At 49.2% G+C, this 18,442-nt stretch carries 12 protein-coding genes; 6 read left to right on the top strand and 6 right to left on the bottom strand.

The window, feature by feature from the left end:
- Positions 1 to 382: 382 nt before the first annotated feature.
- Positions 383 to 1,081, bottom strand: coding sequence for a hypothetical protein (locus B5F77_RS14535; RefSeq protein WP_140392902.1), 699 nt, complete (start codon positions 1,079 to 1,081; stop codon positions 383 to 385).
- A 153-nt stretch (positions 1,082 to 1,234) separates the two neighbouring features.
- Here B5F77_RS14535 and B5F77_RS14530 point away from each other — a divergent pair, with 153 nt between their 5' ends.
- The 4 genes from B5F77_RS14530 to B5F77_RS14515 all read left to right on the top strand — a co-directional run bounded on the left by B5F77_RS14530 (position 1,235) and on the right by B5F77_RS14515 (position 4,867).
- Positions 1,235 to 1,951, top strand: coding sequence for an MBL fold metallo-hydrolase (locus B5F77_RS14530; protein ID WP_087332054.1), 717 nt, complete (start codon positions 1,235 to 1,237; stop codon positions 1,949 to 1,951).
- Between the two features lie 179 nt (positions 1,952 to 2,130).
- A complete protein-coding gene (locus tag B5F77_RS14525) occupies positions 2,131 to 3,141 on the top strand; it encodes an ROK family protein (RefSeq protein WP_087332062.1) in 1,011 nt (336 codons plus the stop codon).
- Between the two features lie 99 nt (positions 3,142 to 3,240).
- Positions 3,241 to 3,768, top strand: a complete 528-nt coding sequence (locus B5F77_RS14520; protein ID WP_087332052.1) for an NUDIX domain-containing protein — start codon at positions 3,241 to 3,243, stop codon at positions 3,766 to 3,768.
- A 172-nt stretch (positions 3,769 to 3,940) separates the two neighbouring features.
- Entirely contained in the window at positions 3,941 to 4,867 is a 927-nt protein-coding gene (locus B5F77_RS14515) for a helix-turn-helix domain-containing protein (RefSeq protein ID WP_087332050.1), read from the top strand.
- Here B5F77_RS14515 and dprA read toward each other — a convergent pair.
- From dprA to B5F77_RS14490, 5 genes are all read right to left on the bottom strand, one after another.
- Positions 4,860 to 5,963 carry a DNA-processing protein DprA gene (dprA, locus tag B5F77_RS14510; protein ID WP_087332048.1) on the bottom strand — a complete coding sequence of 368 codons (1,104 nt, stop codon included), beginning with the start codon at positions 5,961 to 5,963 and terminating at the stop codon, positions 4,860 to 4,862. The two genes, B5F77_RS14515 and dprA, sit on opposite strands and share 8 nt — an antisense overlap.
- 28 nt (positions 5,964 to 5,991) lie before the next feature.
- The gene (locus B5F77_RS14505) at positions 5,992 to 6,405 is read right to left on the bottom strand and encodes an acyl-CoA thioesterase (protein ID WP_087332046.1); all 414 of its coding nucleotides are present in this window, start codon (positions 6,403 to 6,405) and stop codon (positions 5,992 to 5,994) included.
- A gap of 1 nt (position 6,406) precedes the next feature.
- Positions 6,407 to 7,672, bottom strand: a complete 1,266-nt coding sequence (locus B5F77_RS14500; protein ID WP_239446380.1) for a peptidase U32 family protein — start codon at positions 7,670 to 7,672, stop codon at positions 6,407 to 6,409.
- A 421-nt stretch (positions 7,673 to 8,093) separates the two neighbouring features.
- The gene (locus tag B5F77_RS14495) at positions 8,094 to 11,909 is read right to left on the bottom strand and encodes a DUF6383 domain-containing protein (RefSeq protein ID WP_087332044.1); all 3,816 of its coding nucleotides are present in this window, start codon (positions 11,907 to 11,909) and stop codon (positions 8,094 to 8,096) included.
- Positions 11,910 to 12,498: 589 nt separating this feature from the next.
- Positions 12,499 to 14,022: a family 10 glycosylhydrolase gene (locus tag B5F77_RS14490; RefSeq protein ID WP_087332058.1), complete on the bottom strand. Its 1,524-nt coding sequence runs from the start codon at positions 14,020 to 14,022 to the stop codon at positions 12,499 to 12,501.
- 94 nt (positions 14,023 to 14,116) lie between these two features.
- Between B5F77_RS14490 and uvrA the strand changes: the two genes are divergently transcribed.
- Both uvrA and B5F77_RS14480 read left to right on the top strand, forming a co-directional pair.
- Positions 14,117 to 16,906, top strand: coding sequence for an excinuclease ABC subunit UvrA (gene uvrA / locus B5F77_RS14485; RefSeq protein WP_087332042.1), 2,790 nt, complete (start codon positions 14,117 to 14,119; stop codon positions 16,904 to 16,906).
- A 252-nt stretch (positions 16,907 to 17,158) separates the two neighbouring features.
- Entirely contained in the window at positions 17,159 to 17,722 is a 564-nt protein-coding gene (locus B5F77_RS14480) for a helix-turn-helix domain-containing protein (RefSeq protein WP_087332040.1), read from the top strand.
- Positions 17,723 to 18,442: the final 720 nt, after the last annotated feature.

The raw sequence follows: 18,442 nt of genomic DNA, 5'->3' as shown, positions 1-18,442 counted from the left end.
GGTTTGCAATCGGAATTGTAAGGTTGCCGCAAATTGCAGGAGGTTTGCAATCGGAATTGCAAGGTTGCCGCAAATTGCAGGAGGTTTGCAATCGGAATTGCAAGGTTGCCGCAAACTTGCGGAAGGTTTGCAATCGGAATTGTAAGGTTGCCGCAAATTGCAGGAGGTCTGCAATCGGAATTGTAAGGTTACTGCAAATTGCAGGAAGTTTGCAATCGGAATTGTAAGGTTACTGCAAATTGCAGGAGGTTTGCAATCGCAAATGTAAGTCTTATGGATTTATGCAGAAAGGCACAAAAACAAAAAAAGGAGTCAGGCATCTATGCCTAACTCCTTCCTGCTCCGTGTCGGGATGACTGGATTCGAACCAGCAGAGGCATTTTCAATCTTCCCGTTCCCCATGCAGGTCGTCCCATTCGTCGTCGCCTTCATCGAAGCGGTCTTCGCCGTCGTCCCAGTGGCCATCTTCTTCATCCCATTCGCCGTCCGAGTCATGTCCACGTGGGTGGTGGCGGTCCAGATGGTTCCATTCGTCGTCGCCTTCGTCGAAGTGGTCTTCGCCATCGTCTATCCAGCGTCCGTCGTTCCAATCGTCATGATTAATTTTGCGGACAATCGCCCCTTGGCGCGACATGAGGAAGATAGGTTCGTAATTGTCTCGGTCGATTTGGACGGCATAGAAACGTCCCTGCGGATTGTCGACAATCATATTATCGTTGTCATCAATATTTTCGTAGGCAAGTCCTGCCCGCTTCACGCCCGAAATGACGTTCTTCGGTAACCGGTTGCGGCGTACTTCCCAGATAGTCCGAATCCAACGTTTCCCCTCTGTGAAGATGAGGATTTTCTCGATGCCTTCGTGCCGTATTTTAACTTCGATGAAACCATCGTCGTGGTCCTGGTCCAAAATCCGCGCGCCGGGGTATTTCTGTTCGACAAACCGGCCGAGGTTCTTGACTTTCGATTGCTGGATGGAAAAGAACGTGTTCGGGACTTCGTTCGATGGGGTAGCTGCCATCTCAGGTATGCAGGCAAAGGTGCCGCAAGCAAAGGCTACGCAAAACAGGGTGGATGTTTTCATATTCCATATTCATTTATGAGATTAAACACAGCCAAATATAGTTCAAACATTCGGAAATGACGCCTTATTTCAGAATGATTAACGCTTGTAATGGGAAGAATTATCCGTTGAAACGTTGTATATTTGAAAGCGTGAAGAAAAAAGACAACGAAGATGAAACTTACTTATATCTATCACAGCTGTTTTGCGTTGGAGACAACGGATTATTCGGTCTTGTTTGATTACTTTCGAGACACGAATGGCAAGACGGGCTACGTGCACGATGTGCTCCTTTCCCGCCCGGAGCCTTTGTATGTCTTGTCGTCCCATTTTCATCCCGACCATTTCAGCCGGGAGGTGTTGGAATGGAAAAGCCGGAAGGAGAATATTACCTACCTGTTGAGCCGGGATATCCTGAAGCATAAACGGGCAGCAGCGGGCGAGGCCCTCTTCTTGCGGAAAGGGGAGCTGTTTGAAGATGCGCATCTGTATGTCCGGGCATTTGGTTCGACCGACGTGGGCGTCTCGTTCCTTCTCCGCGTAGAAGGAAAAACGATTTTCCATGCCGGGGACCTTAACAACTGGCACCGGAAGGACGAGGCGACGGAACGGGAGGTGCGCATGGCGGAGGGTAATTTCCTGCATGAATTGAAATACCTGAAAGAATCGTGTCCGAGGTTACATGTGGCGATGTTCCCCATCGACCCGCGCATCGGGAGTGATTTCGCCCGGGGAGCCGAGCAACTGGTGGATAGGTTGGCGGTCGAGATTTTCGTCCCGATGCACTTTTGGGAGAGGGTAGACGAGGCGGCTTCTTTCGGTCCGTATGCCGAGGAGCGGGGAGTCCGTTTCGCACTCTTGTCTCGAGCCGGAGAAAGCATCGAAGTGTAGTTGGAAAGCGAATTTCTGCTCTGCAGCATAATTCTTGGGCAGAATATAAGGCAATCGGCAATAAAATGTAACTTTTCTGCTAAATTTTTGGCAAAAATGTATTGCCGCTTTTAAGAAACAACCTATATTTGCCCATGGATAACAAAAAATGCAATAGTATTAATCCTAAATATAAAATCATGGAGAAGCCTTATGTAGTAGGTATCGATATAGGCGGTACGAATTCAGTTTTTGGCGTGGTTGACGCGCGTGGTACTATTTTATATAGCAGTTCGATTAAGACGGGCAAGTATCCCGACATTAACGAATATGTAACGGCTTTGGGCGATGGTCTGAAAACGATTATCGACCAAGCTGGTGGTCCGGAAAAGATTAAAGGAATTGGTATCGGTGCACCGAATGGCAATTTCTTTAATGGTTGCATCGAGTTTGCTCCCAACTTGCCTTGGCGGGGTGTGATTCCGTTGGCTCAGTTAGTAAGCGATTATTTGGATGGAATTCCGGTTGCTTTGACGAATGATGCCAATGCGGCGGCTATCGGCGAGATGACCTATGGCGCGGCGCGTGGTATGAAAGACTTTATTGTCATTACGTTGGGAACAGGTGTCGGTAGCGGCATCGTGATTGGCGGTAATTTGGTGTATGGGCACGACGGTTTTGCCGGTGAGTTAGGGCATGTGATTGTGCGTCGGAACAACGGTCGTCCATGCGGTTGTGGCCGCCAGGGTTGCTTGGAAACGTATGCTTCAGCTACGGGTGTAGCACGTACAGCACGCGAATTCTTGGAAATCCGGAAAGACGAGAGCCTTTTGCGCGATTTGGATCCGGATGAAATCACTTCGAAAGACGTGTATGACGCAGCGATGAAGAACGATAAGATGGCATTGGAAATCTTCGAATTCACAGGGAATATCCTGGGCGAAGCTTTTGCAGATTTCGTTGCTTTCTCAAGTCCGGAAGCTATCATCCTGTTTGGTGGTTTGGCAAAGTCGGGTGATTTGATTATGAACCCGATTAAGCGTGCGATGGAAAAGAACATGTTGAAGATTTATCAGGGCAAGACGAAGTTGCTCTTCTCTCAACTAAAGGAAAGTGACGCAGCTGTGTTAGGTGCCAGCGCATTGGGTTGGGAAGTAAAAGACACTTCAGCCGCTTCAGCCGCATTGGTTTCCGGTAGTAAAGAGGCTTGAAAACAGTCGCTTTTTTGTGACTTTTAAAGTATGCATAGAGGTTGCGCTTTCGAGTTGAGTGAAAGCGCGACCTCATCTGTTTTTTATCTTTTCAATCTCATGAAACAACATCCTTTACATCAATTTACGTATTGCCCCGTATGTGGCCAGCCGACATTTGTAGAACGAAACGAGAAGGCAAAAATGTGCACGCATTGCGGCTTTGTCTATTATTTTAATCCCTCGGCAGCGGTAGCTTGCTTTATCCGTAATGACGCGGGCGAGTTGCTGTTAGTGCGGCGTGCCAAGGATCCGGGTAAAGGGACGCTCGACCTTCCAGGAGGCTTTGTCGACATGTATGAATCGGGAGAGGAAGCTGCAGCTCGCGAAGTACGCGAAGAGACCGGATTGGAAATTCACAATTGCCGTTACTTGTTTTCTATACCCAATATCTATCCTTATATGGGATTCGAGGTACATACGCTTGACCTGTTCTTTGAGTGCCACGTCATGGATTTCAACCAGGCGAGGGCCGCAGACGATGCGGCGGCTATCCAAATTCGGCAACCGGATACGCTTACGCCCAGCGAGTTCGGACTTCTTTCCATTCGTGAGGCAGTGAAGCGCTATGTAGCCATGATGCGTTAAGAGAGGCACGTAAATACGTGTCGTGGTGTGTTCTTTATCTTCTGGTTTGAGGGAACACAACCGCTCTCCTTAAAATTGTTTACGGTGTTATTGGGAACAGATTTCTTTCGATTCGGACCAAGGCTTTCTCATCAAAAATGGTTTATTTTGCGCCTGAAAAGAAAATTGGAACATGCAAGAAGAAATCAGAAAGGGTAGTTTAGGCGATATTGCGGCCAGTAACATTGCCGTTTATTGTGACGACCGTGTCGCTTTTATTGAAGATTTGCATCGTTTTGAAGAAAAAGGGGCGGTGCGCATGGGAATGGTAGCGATTATCTTGTGTCTCAAGGGACGGGCGTCGTTCGACATCAACGGAGAATTATTCACGATGAAAAAAGACGACGTGTTAGTGTGTCATCCCTATATTATCTTAGAGAAGAGCATGGTGAGTGCCGATATGCGTTTTCGTTGCATCTGCCTTTCGCCAGAATTCGTACAGCAAATCACGCTCCTCTCAGGTGAGGGATGGGAGATTTTCCGCTATTTGGACAAATCACCTATTGTGTCGCTGAAAGCAGATGAGGTAAATACATTCTGCCAATATTATGACTTGATTCGTAGCAAACTGACTGGTACGCTCCGTCGTCATCAAAAGGAAGTGACCAACGCGTTGTTGCAGGCATTCCTATATGAATTCCATGACTATATGGAACGTTTCGTCCAGGTTGATCCGCCCAAATTTACGCAAAGCGAAAAGTTGGTTCGGAGCTTCATCCAACTACTGATGAATACCTATCCGAAGCCCCGAAACCTGTTTACGTATGCCGAGAAGCTGCATGTATCCCGTAAGTATCTTTCGTCTGTTTGTAAGCGAGTATGCGGCTATACGGCTGTGGATATTATCCATTATTTTATCATGCGCGACCTCCAATATCTCCTAAAAAAGAGCGATAAGAGCATCAAAGAGATTGCTATTGAACTGGACTTTCCGTCTCTTTCCTTTTTTGGGAAATACGTGAGGTTGCGTACGGGTTTGTCGCCGAAGGAGTATCGTGAACGTTTGGTGAACGGGGAAGAAGACCCTTATGCCGCACCTTCGCTCGGCCGGTTTAGCTAAGGGCATACATGTTTCCTGGCAACGAGCGAATGCGTCCATCCATCTCCAGTTCAAACAAAAGGTTTGTAAGTTGGGCGATCTCCAGACCGGTCTGCTTGGCCAGCAAGTTCATGTGCTGTGGGGATTGCGCTCGGAGGCAGGCGACGAGGCGTGCTGTCTCAGGCGGGTCATTGAACGAAAGCTCCGTTTGTTGTGCTTGTGGTGCAGAGCCGATTTGCCATCCCAGCGCCTCAATCAGGTCGGCTGCAGAGGAAACCAATCCCGCTTGTTGACGACGGATGAGCTCATTACATCCGACAGAATACATGTCGATTGAGCGGCCGGGAACGGCAAATACCTCGCGGTTGTAGGAAAGAGCGATTGCGGCCGTCACGAGCGACCCTCCTTTGCGAGCCGATTCAACTACCAATGTGGCATCTGAAAGTCCGGCAATAATGCGATTACGTTTCAGGAAATTAGGACGATCTGGGTTCGTTTGGCTTGGAAAGTCGGTGAGCAGGCCACCTTGTGAAAGCATTTCAATGGCCGTCTGCCGATGGGCAGGCGGGTAGAGCCGGTCGAGCCCATGCGCTAAAACACCTATTGTTTGCAACCGGTTTCGAAGCGCGCTTCGATGGGCGCACACGTCGATACCATACGCTAAGCCACTGATGATAAGTGCGTCTGGAAATGTATCGGCCAGGCCTTCTGCCAATTGAGCGACGGTATCTTGTCCGTAGCGGGTGGCATGGCGCGTCCCGACAATGCTTAGGATATGCTGTGCGTTCAAATCCGCTGTACCTTTATAATAAAGGAGCAATGGTGCATCCGGACATTCACGAAGGCGAGCCGGATACTCCTCGTCTTCGATGTACAAGCATCGGATTTGATTCTTTTCGATGAAAACCAATTCCTGTTCAGCACGGCGCAAAACCTCCGGCCGTTGAATTTCCGTAGCCAGTAATTCCCCAATGCCGGGGACGCGCTCCAATCGTTGTTTCTTCTCTTTGAATATCGCTTCTGCACTGTCGAAGGCGTTCAGTAACTGACGGGCCAAAATACCGCCGACGCCGTTAATCATAGTCAGGGCGATGGAATACAGTAAGTTCATAGTTATTCGAGTTTGTAAGTTTTTATGTATAGAGTTATTTTATCGGATTCTCAGCTTTCGCTAAGAGCGTGTCGAAGTATTCGCCGCGCGTCAGGCGTCCGTGCTCGACCAATACGGTATCGACAACGCCCTTTGTGGCCAATATCTCGTCGGGGAGGCGGTAGATGTCCTGTTCGAACACCAACTTCACGCCTTCTTTCCGGGCGTTGAGGCATGAACGGAAGCGGTCGCCGCTACGAAGTGAATGCTTGAACTGGATTTCTACTCGTGAGACGAACGCATCCAGTCCCTCGTTGTGCATCCGGCTGAAGTTCTCGCCCAACGATTCGAGAAACAGGTGGCGCGTATGCTCCATGTAATGTTGATAATTGGCGTTGTTTACTACGCCTTGCAGGTCGCATTCGTAGTCGCGTACCTGGTCTTCCCATTCGTACAAATAATGTTTCATATTAGTTGAATTCTTTCTTGGGTTCTACAATCTGCATGATATACAAGCGGTCGGAAGGTCGAACTTTTTCGTCTACCCGGATAGAGAAACGCTCTCCTTTGACGGTCTGCTCGACGGGTTTCAGGTCTACGCGGATCTCATCGACTGTTTGCATCACGGCTCCGGTCGTTGGTCCGGTGATAAGGATTTCATCTCCTACGTGCAACGCGCCGCTTTCCATCTCAAACTCTGCCACGCCTATTTTGTCGAAATACTTGATTCCTCGCGCGGCATAGACCTTCTTCCGCGTCGCGCCCGACCCGTATTTGCTACTCCATTCCCCGAGGCGTTGCCCTAAATAATAGCCATCCCAGAAGCCCCGGTTGAAGACCATGCGCAGGCGTTCGTCCCACGCGGCCACCTTCTCTTCTGTGAACGTCCCTTCACAATAAGCGCGCACCGCCTCCTTGTAGCATTCCGTCACGATACGTACGTACTCCGGTCCGCGTGCGCGTCCTTCAATCTTAAACACCCGCACGCCTGCGTCCATCATCTTGTTCAGGAAATGGATAGTCTTTAAATCTTTGGGCGACATGATGTATTGGTTCTCCACGTCCAGCTCGATGTCGCTATCTTTATCGCGCACCGTATAAGCGCGCCGACATATCTGCATACAGGCACCCCGGTTGGCCGACGCGTTCATCTCATGCAGGCTCAAGTAACATTTGCCCGAGACCGCCATGCACAAGGCGCCATGCGCGAACATCTCAATACGAATCAATTCGCCCTTCGGTCCGTGGATTTGCTCGCGTTGGATAGCCTCGTATATCTCGTGTACCTGCCCGAGGTTTAATTCGCGTGCCAATACCACCACATCCGCAAAGCGGGCATAAAACTTAAGTGCCTCTGCATTCGAGATGTTCAGCTGGGTCGAGAGGTGTACCTCCTGCCCGATGCGGTTGGCATATTCCATGGCAGCCACGTCGGAGGCGATGATGGCCGAGATACCCGCCGCTTTGGCTGCATCGATGATTTCGCGCATCACAGGTAAATCCTCGCCATAAATTACGGTATTTACCGTCAGGTAACTTTTGATGCCATGTTCTTGACAGATAGCCACGATACGCCGCAGGTCTTCTGTCGTAAAATTATTGGATGAACGGGCGCGCATGTTCAATCCCTCGATGCCGAAGTATATCGAATCCGCCCCGCCTTGGATAGCCGCCATGAGTGATTCATACGAACCAACCGGCGCCATGATTTCAAAATCTTTCTCGTGTAAAATCATATAAAAGGTTTCTCTATTTAGCTGCAAAGGTAGGAATAATCGGGCGATTTGCCATCCTTTGGCAGTGAAATTTAGTCGGTAGACGCTTTTCCTCCTGTCCTATCCATGCTGCATATTCCAATTGAGATAAATAATTATTCCACCTTGAATATGTATTTATTCCACCTTGAATATTTTATTATTCCTAGTGGAATATGCAGCATGGATAGGGCAGGAGGAGAAGCCACAAAAGCCCCTTCCCACTGACATGGAAAGAGGCTCTTAATAGTTTCACGCCCCGGTCTTCGCAGGTGGGGGCGATTAGTTGAATAGAATTTTTTCTAACGTTTATGCGCTGCGGCGACTCTCGCGAGGGGCACTGTGCAGCTTATTAACTATTTATTAACAACTTAAATTTATAATGTTATGAACTTTAGTTCAATTATTTAACAACAACTTTGAACGATTCGCCGTCTACCGAAACGACTGCGATACCAGCCGGAACGGCAATCGTCTCGTTATCCGAGTTGATAGTTTCATTAGCAACTACCTTACCCAAGATGGTAGCGATGACTACATTCTTGCCTTCTGCGCCACGGATGATGACGGCACCGTCGGTAGCTGTTACGCTTACTGCGCCTTCTGCAGTGATGGATTCGTTAGCTGTAGCGTTGAGTTCGCTTGCTTCCATCGTGAAGTGTTCAGCGTCATCGAGGTTCGGAGTTACAACCAAGAAGCTGTTGTCCCAACGGAGATAACCCTTAGATACTTCGTATTCTACTGGTTCGCCGTTCACCCATTTAACCGGAGTATAGTCGTAAGCCGTTTCAATTACGAATTCGTTGTTTGCTTCGTCGATCATCTTGAAGGCGAACTTAGCGAAGCTGTACTTAGCGTTGCCCACTTCTTCCTTGTCGATAACCTTTCCGGCTGCATCCGTGTAATACAATGTATCATTCTGGTGGATACCCGGAACGAATGCCAAGCGCGGCTGCTCGTTGTAAGCATACTTGTTGTTGTGTACGTTCTTATCAGTCTCAACATCCATTGAATCACGCATTACTACCAAGAAGTCGCCTTTCGTGAAGGTCGTACGCGGATGTTCGTGGTTCGGGTTGTTGCATTCTTCGATGCTGTCTACGCGGAACGGACGAACAGACAACAAGTAGTCGTAACGGTAGTTACCCGGACGGTTGATATAAGCCGTATCCACATACAATGTCGGGTTAATATCGTAAGCCTGTTCATTGTCGATGTTAGCGAACTCACCATCTTCGTAGATTACTTCGTCATTGTTTTCCATCAACGAGATCGCAATCTTATCATCCTGGTTCAAGAGCTTGTAAGTACGAGCACCTGTTGCTTCGATGACAAAGAGGTCGTTTGAAGTAGCTTCGTAACGATTAGCCGCTTTCAATACGCCCTTATCTGCAGTTGTTCCACCGATAATCTTATAATCTATAAGCTCTAAATCAGCTGCATAATCATCGTATTCGCGACCTTCTGTCTTCTTGATATTATCATTCCAATATACCATATCATCAAGGAATGCAGGAATCAAAACTACAGTGCTATCACCAACTTCCTTCAGAGCCAAACGTACAGCATAGTCTTTATCGCACAAATAATATGTATTACCTGCTTCTTCGTTTTCGTTTGTACCCTTCATGTACTCATCAGTAGCCGTATTCTTCAAGATGTAAGTCGGGATCAACAACTCTGTATTCGGAGCATAATATTTACCCTTCGGATTATCAATCTGAGTTGTTCTCCAATCATTGTCTGCCCAGAATCTAATTGGGGTCAAAACAGATACCGTATCAGCAGCATAATGATCGAGATCGCCTGTCACATCCATTACCTTAACAGTCGGTTGTTCAATACGCCAAGCTGTTGCTTCTTCTGCATCCAAACCAATGCGATGCTTGTCGTTATGGTTCTCGATTACATAAAGCGGACCAGCGATTGTGTTCAATGCTACGCTGTAAGTATTTGCATTCAAATCTGCAGTAGGAATACGACGGAAACCATCAGCAGAAGTATACTGAGTTACCGGAGCAATAGTCAATGTATCCATCAAGTTGTAACGATAGTCACGATAAGCGAATACATTTGGCGCACCTGTCGTATACAAATCGGCGGCTCTCAACTCATAAGTCTTTTGATTTTCACGATTTGTGAACTTATAATGAGCCGGAACAACTACATCATTACCCTTATTGTCTTTGTATGTGTATTCCTTAACATATTCGATCGCAAACTGACCTTCCGGCTTTTCAATATCCGTCTTTGTTGGAGCTACGAAATTGATAGAACCGTTTTCCGTCTGACCTAATACCTTGCCATAGTGTTGAGCATCTTTTCTCTTATTAGATACGGTTACTTTGTAATAAGACGGAGAAGTCAACCAAGCCTGCGGATTTACAGCTGTAGATGGATTCAATTCAAATACAACTTCCAACAATGAACCTACATTACCTTGACCTGCCAATGTCGGAGTTTGTTTATCCAAGTAGCAACCAATCTTATGATTGCCTACGTAAATGTTTTGGATCTCAGTCAAAGTAGCAGCATCTGCACCTACTTTATGCTCAAACGAGAAGTAAGCTTGATAATTCCGGTCTTTTGCTTGATCTGTTTCATAAGCCTTTGTGGAAACTTTTATCAACTGATAAGCATGAATCTGATTGCCTGCTGACCAAGCTGTCTTGGAATTTGTATCCAAAACCAAAAGCTCATTGTTTTCATTCATCAACATGAAGCTCGTAGCCTTCGGATCAGCCAATCTATACTCAGTCTTGCCTTGTCCATAATTTACAGGCTGAACCGGAGTCAATTCGCCGCTAAAGATACCCGTCAAGTCGTCTTCAATCTTGTTGTTCTTTTCGTCATAATGAACATACGTGATATCCAATGTGAAGTATTCAGCTGAACGTTTCAGCAAATCTTCAGCATACATCCAAGCACGTTCTACCCAAGCTGCACCGAATGCTCTTCCGTCTGCAGGATTTGTAACTGTATCAAATGCCCATGTACCTTGATTCCAAATTACATATTCATTATTCGAAGTCTGCAACTCAACTACTTTCGGATAAATTGGAGTCTTGCTTCCGTTATATAAGAAGTTGCCATTTCCATCTTTAGTAACCTCAATACCATTTACTTTAACCCAGCTATCAGTACCATCGCTTTGTTCAGCAACTAGCCAGTCACCTAAGTTATTCTTTACAGAGAGTACATACTTACCCGGAGTTGTTTCTCTCGGAGCGAATGTCCACTGATATTGTGCAGCGTTCGATTCGCTTGGATCATAAGTAGCCTGCTCGTATACCGTATTACCATTGTCATCTTTCTTCGCGCGGATAGCCGTTCCGTAAGCCACCATGACAAATGTATCATCGTCACTTTGGATTGAAGAGAAATCACCCCAATATGGACTTTGCATAGAAACAGTTACTGTTCCAGTTTCAGAAATAGAAACCTCAACAACTGTAACATCAGCAGAAGCTACAGCACCATTCAAAGAAATCACGAGGTCTGGATTTCCCTTTTCACCATTCTTTACTGCAATTAAAGCTGAGACTTGAGACAACTTTTTCTTGAGGTCTGCGTCAGATGATGCAGCTGTTACCATTGTTTGGATAGCTTCTGTTATTTCAGAAGGCTTATCCTTATACACCATAGTAAGATTGGCAACTTCTTTGTTCTCCAAAGCTTCCAACAGAGCATTCTTTAATGCATCGTTGTTTGTGTCAGTTACAGCATCGAATGCAGCACCGATGGTAGAAGTCAAGTCGTTTCCCTGCTGGACAAGTTTATAGAAACCATTGTCTCCATTCTTGTCATAAGCCACCCAATTAGATGGAGTAGCGGGATAACCTAACTGAGAATAATTAGCACCATCACCTCGCAAATCTTCCTTTACACTAAAAGCATTATTGTCCGCAACTACCAAAGTATCACCCTTAATATTGATTAAGTAGTAAGTTCCTTCTTCTTCAGCAGAAGCAACACGCCAATAATTGGAAGGATTTTGCTGGATTCCAAATATATTCTTGCCATCTTCATCAACTTTCAAATCAATGCAATAGCCATCATTCTTTGGACTCCATGTACCATTAGTCGTTTGAGCCTTAAGCTCCAACTTGTAATACTTTCCATCGTTAGCTACCGTTGATAATTTTGCGGCAGACAAAGAGGAAAGTACACCACCGCCGAGCAAAAAGCCCGCGCACAATGTAAGTACTTTTTTGTTCATAAGATTTAAAATTTTAATTATACAAAAATGTTTGATTAATAAACTCTTGATTAAATCTTACGAAGGTTAGTACAACGCACCCGGCTTTGATTACGGACATAAAGAAAGCGCGGGCTTACGTTGCCTATTATCAACTGAAAGGCTCTGGTAAGCCCGTTTTGCAATAATAGAACAACAGCCCGCGCCTATACGATTATATTTTCAGCTTCCCCGTACTGATACATATACTTATGATATGCACAAATTATAGGAAACCTCCATCAAACTCGTATGTAGCGCAAGCATTTACTGTCCATTATTCCGCAAAACTTTAAAATTTACCAGATTTTTCAGTTGGAATAATCTTCGTAAAATGCTTACAATATTTCTCTTGATTCCCTAAGGCGAAACCCCATTCGCTGCGGAATCGATGCAAAGGTAAGGAGGAAAAATGAAATAGCAAGAGATTTAAAGAAAAAATTTTGAGTTCTTATCCGAAAGTAGGGGATTCAGGGACGAAACCCCAGGGTTTGGAGGATGAAACCATAATCGTTCATAGTTATAATGGCCGGCATTCACGCCGTCGTTTCCGGCCATTATAATTATGTTTTTAAAGCTTCACCTTCTTGCTTTTTCCCTTGGGGCTTTCGTTGTGAAAGCGGTCTACGGCCGTTACGACGTAACGGTATTTCGTATCGCCATCTTCGTAGGGCAATTTATAATAGGTATTGCGCGTGATGGCGACGATATGCGTCGGGTCGTCGAGGTTTATCGCCTCTTTGGCTTCGAAACGGTAGACTACGAAGTAGGCGGCAAGTTCGGGATTTGTTTCGTCTTGTTCGGCTTTCCAGTGGAGAAGGTAGCCATCGGGTGTCCATTCCGCCTGGAGGCGGCTGACCTCTTTCGGGGCGCGGTCGTGCATGTGGACGTAGGCCGGGATGAGAGCGGGGTAACGGTGGTAATGCCACTTGAGGCTATCTGCCACGCCACGGTTGTTCCATAGCAATTCGTTAGCCGGCCAAAAGCAGTTTCCTTGGATGTGCGGCAGATGGCGTTCCCATTGCATCTTTTCGGTTAGTTGGTCGGCCTTCATGGTGCGTGCCACGTCTTGTCCGATATAGAGCGGGCGGTTCTCGGCATGTTCGCTCCACCATTGGATAAGCGTCTCGTAGTCGGCTGCCGGGTGTCCGATTTCCCAATAGATTTGCGGCATGTTATAATCAATCCAGCCCTCTTTTACCCAATGGAGGATATCTGCATACAGGTCGTCGTAGTTCTGGAGCCCGTTTGTGCGGCTTCCGTTGGGCGCGCTTTTTTTATTGCGATAAATGCCGAAGGGACTGATTCCGAAGCGTACCCATGGCTTTTGGAGGACGATGGTATGTTTCAGTTCGCGGATGAGGGTATTCACATTTTCGCGTCGCCACGCGGCCCGTTGGTTGGGTTTGTATCCTTTGGCCAATCCGTAGCGGCGGAAGCTGGCATCATCCGGAAAGGATTGACCGGCGGCCGGATAGGGATAGAAGTAATCGTCCATGTGGATGGCATCGATGTCGTAGCGGCTCACGATGTCTTTCACCACGCGGCAAATGAAAGCACGGGACTGGGGCAATCCCGGGTCAAAAAGAATCTGTTTATTGTAGGTAACGAACCATTCCGGATGGCGGTGGTAAATATGCGAAGCGGCAAAACGCGTATTGCCTGCCGTACTGATGCGATAGGGGTTCAGCCAAGCGTGGAATTCCATGCCTCGCTGGTGACATGCCTCGATGAGGAACGCCATCACGTCGAAGTCGCCTTCCGGGGCGCGGCCTTGTTCGCCGGTATAGAAGCGGCTCCACGGTTCCAGTTCCGAGCGGTAAAAGGCATCAGCTTCGGGGCGTACTTGGAAGATAATCGCGTTGATGCCGCACGTCTGAAGGTAATTCAGTTTGCGGATGAAGCTCCGTTTCATCTCGTCTACTGTCATCTGGGCATATTCGCTTTGGAATGCGGTTTGAATCCAGGCACCGCGGAATTCCCGCTTGGGGTTTTCGGCAATCGTCTGGGAAGATTGCGGTTCGTGCAAGGTCCGGCAAGAGACCATCAGTCCCGCCAAAAGGACCAGGCACCATTTTACATAATTCTGTCTCATGTATCCGTCTGTTTTTTTATTGCCTGCAAAGGTACATAAAAAGCCTTGAATTTTGTGTACCTTTGCATCCGCAAGAAAAACAATACACAAGCAAATGGTTGACAAAAATTCCATATTTATCAAAGGGGCACGGGTGAATAACCTGAAGAATATCGACGTGGAGATTCCACGCAATAAATTGGTCGTGATTACGGGCCTATCGGGTAGTGGCAAATCCTCGCTGGCATTCGATACGCTTTATGCCGAAGGGCAACGTCGCTATGTGGAGAGCCTTTCGGCCTACGCCCGCCAGTTCTTGGGGCGCATGAGCAAGCCGGAATGCGATTATATCAAAGGTATTCCGCCCGCTATCGCCATCGAGCAGCGGGTGAACGTCCGGAATCCGCGATCGACTGTCGGGACCTCTACAGAGATTTATGAATACCTCCGCCTGCTGTATGCCCGTGTGGGGAAGACCTATTCGCCGGTGTCGGGGGAAGAGGTAAAGAAACATTACGTGGCGGATGTCGTGCGGGCTGTGATGGCCTATCCGGTCGGGACGCGCTTCGCCCTCTTCGCGCCCATCCTTCCGCCGTCGGGGCGCACGTGGCGCGAGCAGTTGGAAATCCTCCAGAAGGAGGGCTATACGCGTCTCTTCCAGGGGGGAGAAACCTGGCGTATTGCGGATGTCTTGGGCGGGAAGGCATCGGTAGAGGAACCCTTCGAGTTGCTTATCGACCGGCTGACGGTTGCCGAAGGGAACGCTTTCCAGAACCGTTTGGCCGACTCTGTCGAGACGGCTTTCTTCGAGGGGCAGGGGACGTGCCGCGTGCGACTCTATCCGGAGGGTACGGCGGAGGTCGTCAAGGAGTTCTCGAAGAAGTTTGAGGCAGACGGCATCACGTTTGAAGAGCCTACCGAGATGATGTTCAACTTCAACAACCCGATGGGTGCCTGTCCCGTCTGTGGCGGCTATGGGAAGGTTTTGGGCATCGACGAGGACCTCGTCGTCCCGGACAAGAGTCTCTCTGTCTACGAGGGGGCGGTGGTCTGCTGGAAAGGCGACGTGATGGGGCTTTGGCTCAAGGAGTTCATCCAGCACAGTGCGCGCTACGATTTCCCCATCCACCGCGCGTACTACGAGCTCACCGAGGCAGAGAAGGGGCTCCTCTGGCATGGTGCGGAGGGTTTGTACGGCATCGATGCCTTTTTCAAGTTTGTGGAAGAGAACCAATATAAAATCCAGTACCGCGTCATGCTGGCGCGCTATCGGGGAAAGACGGTATGCCCGAATTGCCACGGTTCGCGCCTCCGTCCCGAATCGCTTTACGTTCGCGTGGGCGGGCGGAACATCGCCGAACTGGTCTCGCTCCCTATCACGGAGCTGAAGGTATTCTTCGACCAGCTCGTGCTCGACGAGACGGAAGCTGTCGTGGCGCGGCGCGTACTGATGGAAATCCGGAGCCGGTTGCAGTTCATGCTCGACGTGGGGCTGGGCTATCTGACGCTCGACCGTCTCTCGTCGACCCTCTCCGGCGGGGAGAGCCAGCGCATCAACTTGGCTACGTCGTTGGGCAGCAGCCTTGTCGGGTCGCTCTATATCCTCGACGAGCCCAGCATCGGGCTGCATTCGCGCGATACGCATCTCTTGATTCGCGTCTTGCGCCAGTTGCAGGCGTTGGGGAACACGGTGGTGGTGGTCGAGCACGATGAGGAGATTATCCGCGCGGCCGACTACATCATCGACATCGGTCCGAAGGCGGGACGGTTGGGCGGCGAGGTGGTTTACCAAGGGGACGTCGCGCATCTGCAGACCCAATCAGACAGCTATACCGTGCGCTATCTGACGGGCGAGGAGCAAATCGAGCTGCCGCCCTACCGCCGTCCGTGGAACAACTACATCGAAATCAAAGGCGCGCGCAAGCACAACTTGAAGCATATCGACGTCCGCTTCCCGCTCCAGGTGATGACGGTCGTGACGGGCGTCAGCGGTTCGGGCAAGAGTTCGCTTGTGCGCGACATCTTCTACGAAGGGGTAAAGCGGGCGTTGGACGAGGCGCCGCTGGGTGTCGATTGCCAATCGCTTACGGGGGATATCCACCTGCTGAAGTCCATCGAGTTCGTAGACCAGAACACCATCGGTAAAAGCTCGCGCTCGAACCCCGTCACCTACGTGGGCGCCTACGACGAGATACGCAAACTATTTGGTGCCCAGCCGCTCGCCAAGCAGATGGGCTATTCGGCCGCCTATTTCTCGTTCAACAAAGAGGGCGGGCGATGCGAAGAGTGTAAAGGCGAAGGGACGGTGACGGTCGAGATGCAATTCATGGCCGACATCACGCTCGAGTGCGAAGCCTGCCACGGCAAACGCTTCAAACCCGAGGTGCTCGACATCCGCTACCGCGGGCAAAGCATCTACGACGTGCTGGAGATGACCGTGAACCAGGCCATCGAGTTTTTCGCCCAAAACGAGGGATCGCAGGAGAAGAAAATCATTCGCAAACTCAAGCCGCTGCAAGACGTCGGCCTGGGCTACATCAAGCTCGGGCAGGCCTCGTCTACGCTCTCGGGCGGCGAGAACCAGCGCGTCAAGCTCGCCTCCTACCTGAACCTGGAGAAGCAGCAACCGACGCTCTTTATCTTCGACGAGCCGACTACCGGCCTTCATTTTCACGATATTAAGACGCTCCTCCACGCCTTCAACGCCCTGATTGAGCGGGGGCACACGATTGTCATCATCGAGCACAACCTCGACGTCGTCAAGTGCGCGGACTACGTGATAGACCTCGGTCCCGAAGGCGGGAAGGCGGGCGGAAACGTGGTCTGCTGCGGCACGCCCGAGGATATCGCCCGTTGCCCCGCGTCCTACACCGGGCGCTACTTACGGGAGAAGCTGGGGATTTGAGGCTGTTTCATATCATTATGCCAGCCGCTCGATATGAAGCAGGGCTCGCTTATATCGCCCCGCCGTCGTGGTGATATGGGATAGGGCTCGCTTATATCGCTCCGCTGTCGTGGTGATATGGGATAGGGCTAGATTATATCACCCCGCCATCGTGGTGATATGGGATAGGACTTGCTTATATCGCCTCACCGTCGTGGTGATATGGGATAGGGCTCGCTTATATCGCCCCGCTGTCGTGGTGATATGAAATAAATGAAATTCATATCTATCAGGCTTTTGTTTGATATGAAAAATTTGCTTTTTACCGAAAAAGTCCTTACCTTGCGCACAAAAACGCGTATGAAAGATATTAAACTGAAACAGATTTCAATAAACGACGTGTACCGGCCAGTGGTTACCCGGCAACGCGTCACAAATGCAGACGGTTGGACGCGCATGGAGCTCGTTGAGAGGCAGATCGCGCCCACGGGATCGCTGCTGGTGGATGCAGTCGCGCAAGCGCTGGATACGGGTGAATATTTCACCGGCAAGGAGTTAGCCCGCGCCATGCAGACGAATACAACTGTGCTAAATGGTGTCTTTCAGCTCTATACGGGCATGGATCTGCATCAGTTTATGCAGCAATTCCGGCTCAAGCGGGCCTGCGACTGGTTGGCGCATACGGATTTGGATGTGTACGAAGTGGCCACCCGAAGTGGATTTGCCACCCAGCCGAGCTTCACCCGCCAATTCTTGAAGCAACTAAAATGTTCGCCAACCGACTACCGCAAGCGCAACCGCCCCGCCGACTTCCGCGAACGGTACGAATGGGAGTAATCATAGTTTCTCTTCGTTCTTTTGGCTTGGCCCAAAAGAACCAAAAAGTCAAGGCTTACACTCCAGCAGCTACAAATGGAGGCATTCCGCTGAAATCTCGGGAAAACTCGCCTTCGGCTCAAACAGCCGAGATTTCTTTACGCTCCATGCCCCCATTTGCTTTACGCCGCTTCCGTTAGGCCGGTCTCAATGGGTAAATTCATCCTGGAGAATGGCAATTTTCCCCTTTGTCTGTAGGGGCGGATGGTATCCGCCCTCCTTGCATCAATTTTATTTTCAATAAAATAACCGCAAATACGCATAAGGGCGGAAGCATTCCGCCCCTACATGACAGGCGTTGAGAATGGACGATTTCCCCTGTTTGTAGGAGGGAGAGAGAGGAGGAAGAAAAAGAACCGGCCTCTGTCTGGTGAGCGTAAAGCGAACGAGCGGAACGAAGCGACCGAGAGCGTTGCTGTTTGAGCGAAGCGAGTTGGCAACGCGAACAGTGGAGTGTAGGGAGAGAGTAGCGAAGCAGACGCAGCCTTGAACTTTTGGTTCTTTTTTTCAAGAGAAAAGAACAAGATCATTCCGCCCCTCTACGAATAAGGAAGGAATTGCCCATTGAGATCGGCCTAACGGAAGCGGCGTAAAGCAAATTCCAAGCGGAGCGAAAAGAAATCTCGGTTGTTTGAGCGAAGCGAGTTTTCCGAGATTTCCGCTCCGCGCCGCGAATTTGTA

It is taken from the genome of Parabacteroides sp. An277 (assembly GCF_002159645.1).
In the GTDB taxonomy this organism is placed as follows: Bacteria; Bacteroidota; Bacteroidia; order Bacteroidales; family Tannerellaceae; genus Parabacteroides.
Note: the sequence above shows the minus strand (reverse complement) of the source record. Positions and strands in the feature narration are given on the sequence as shown.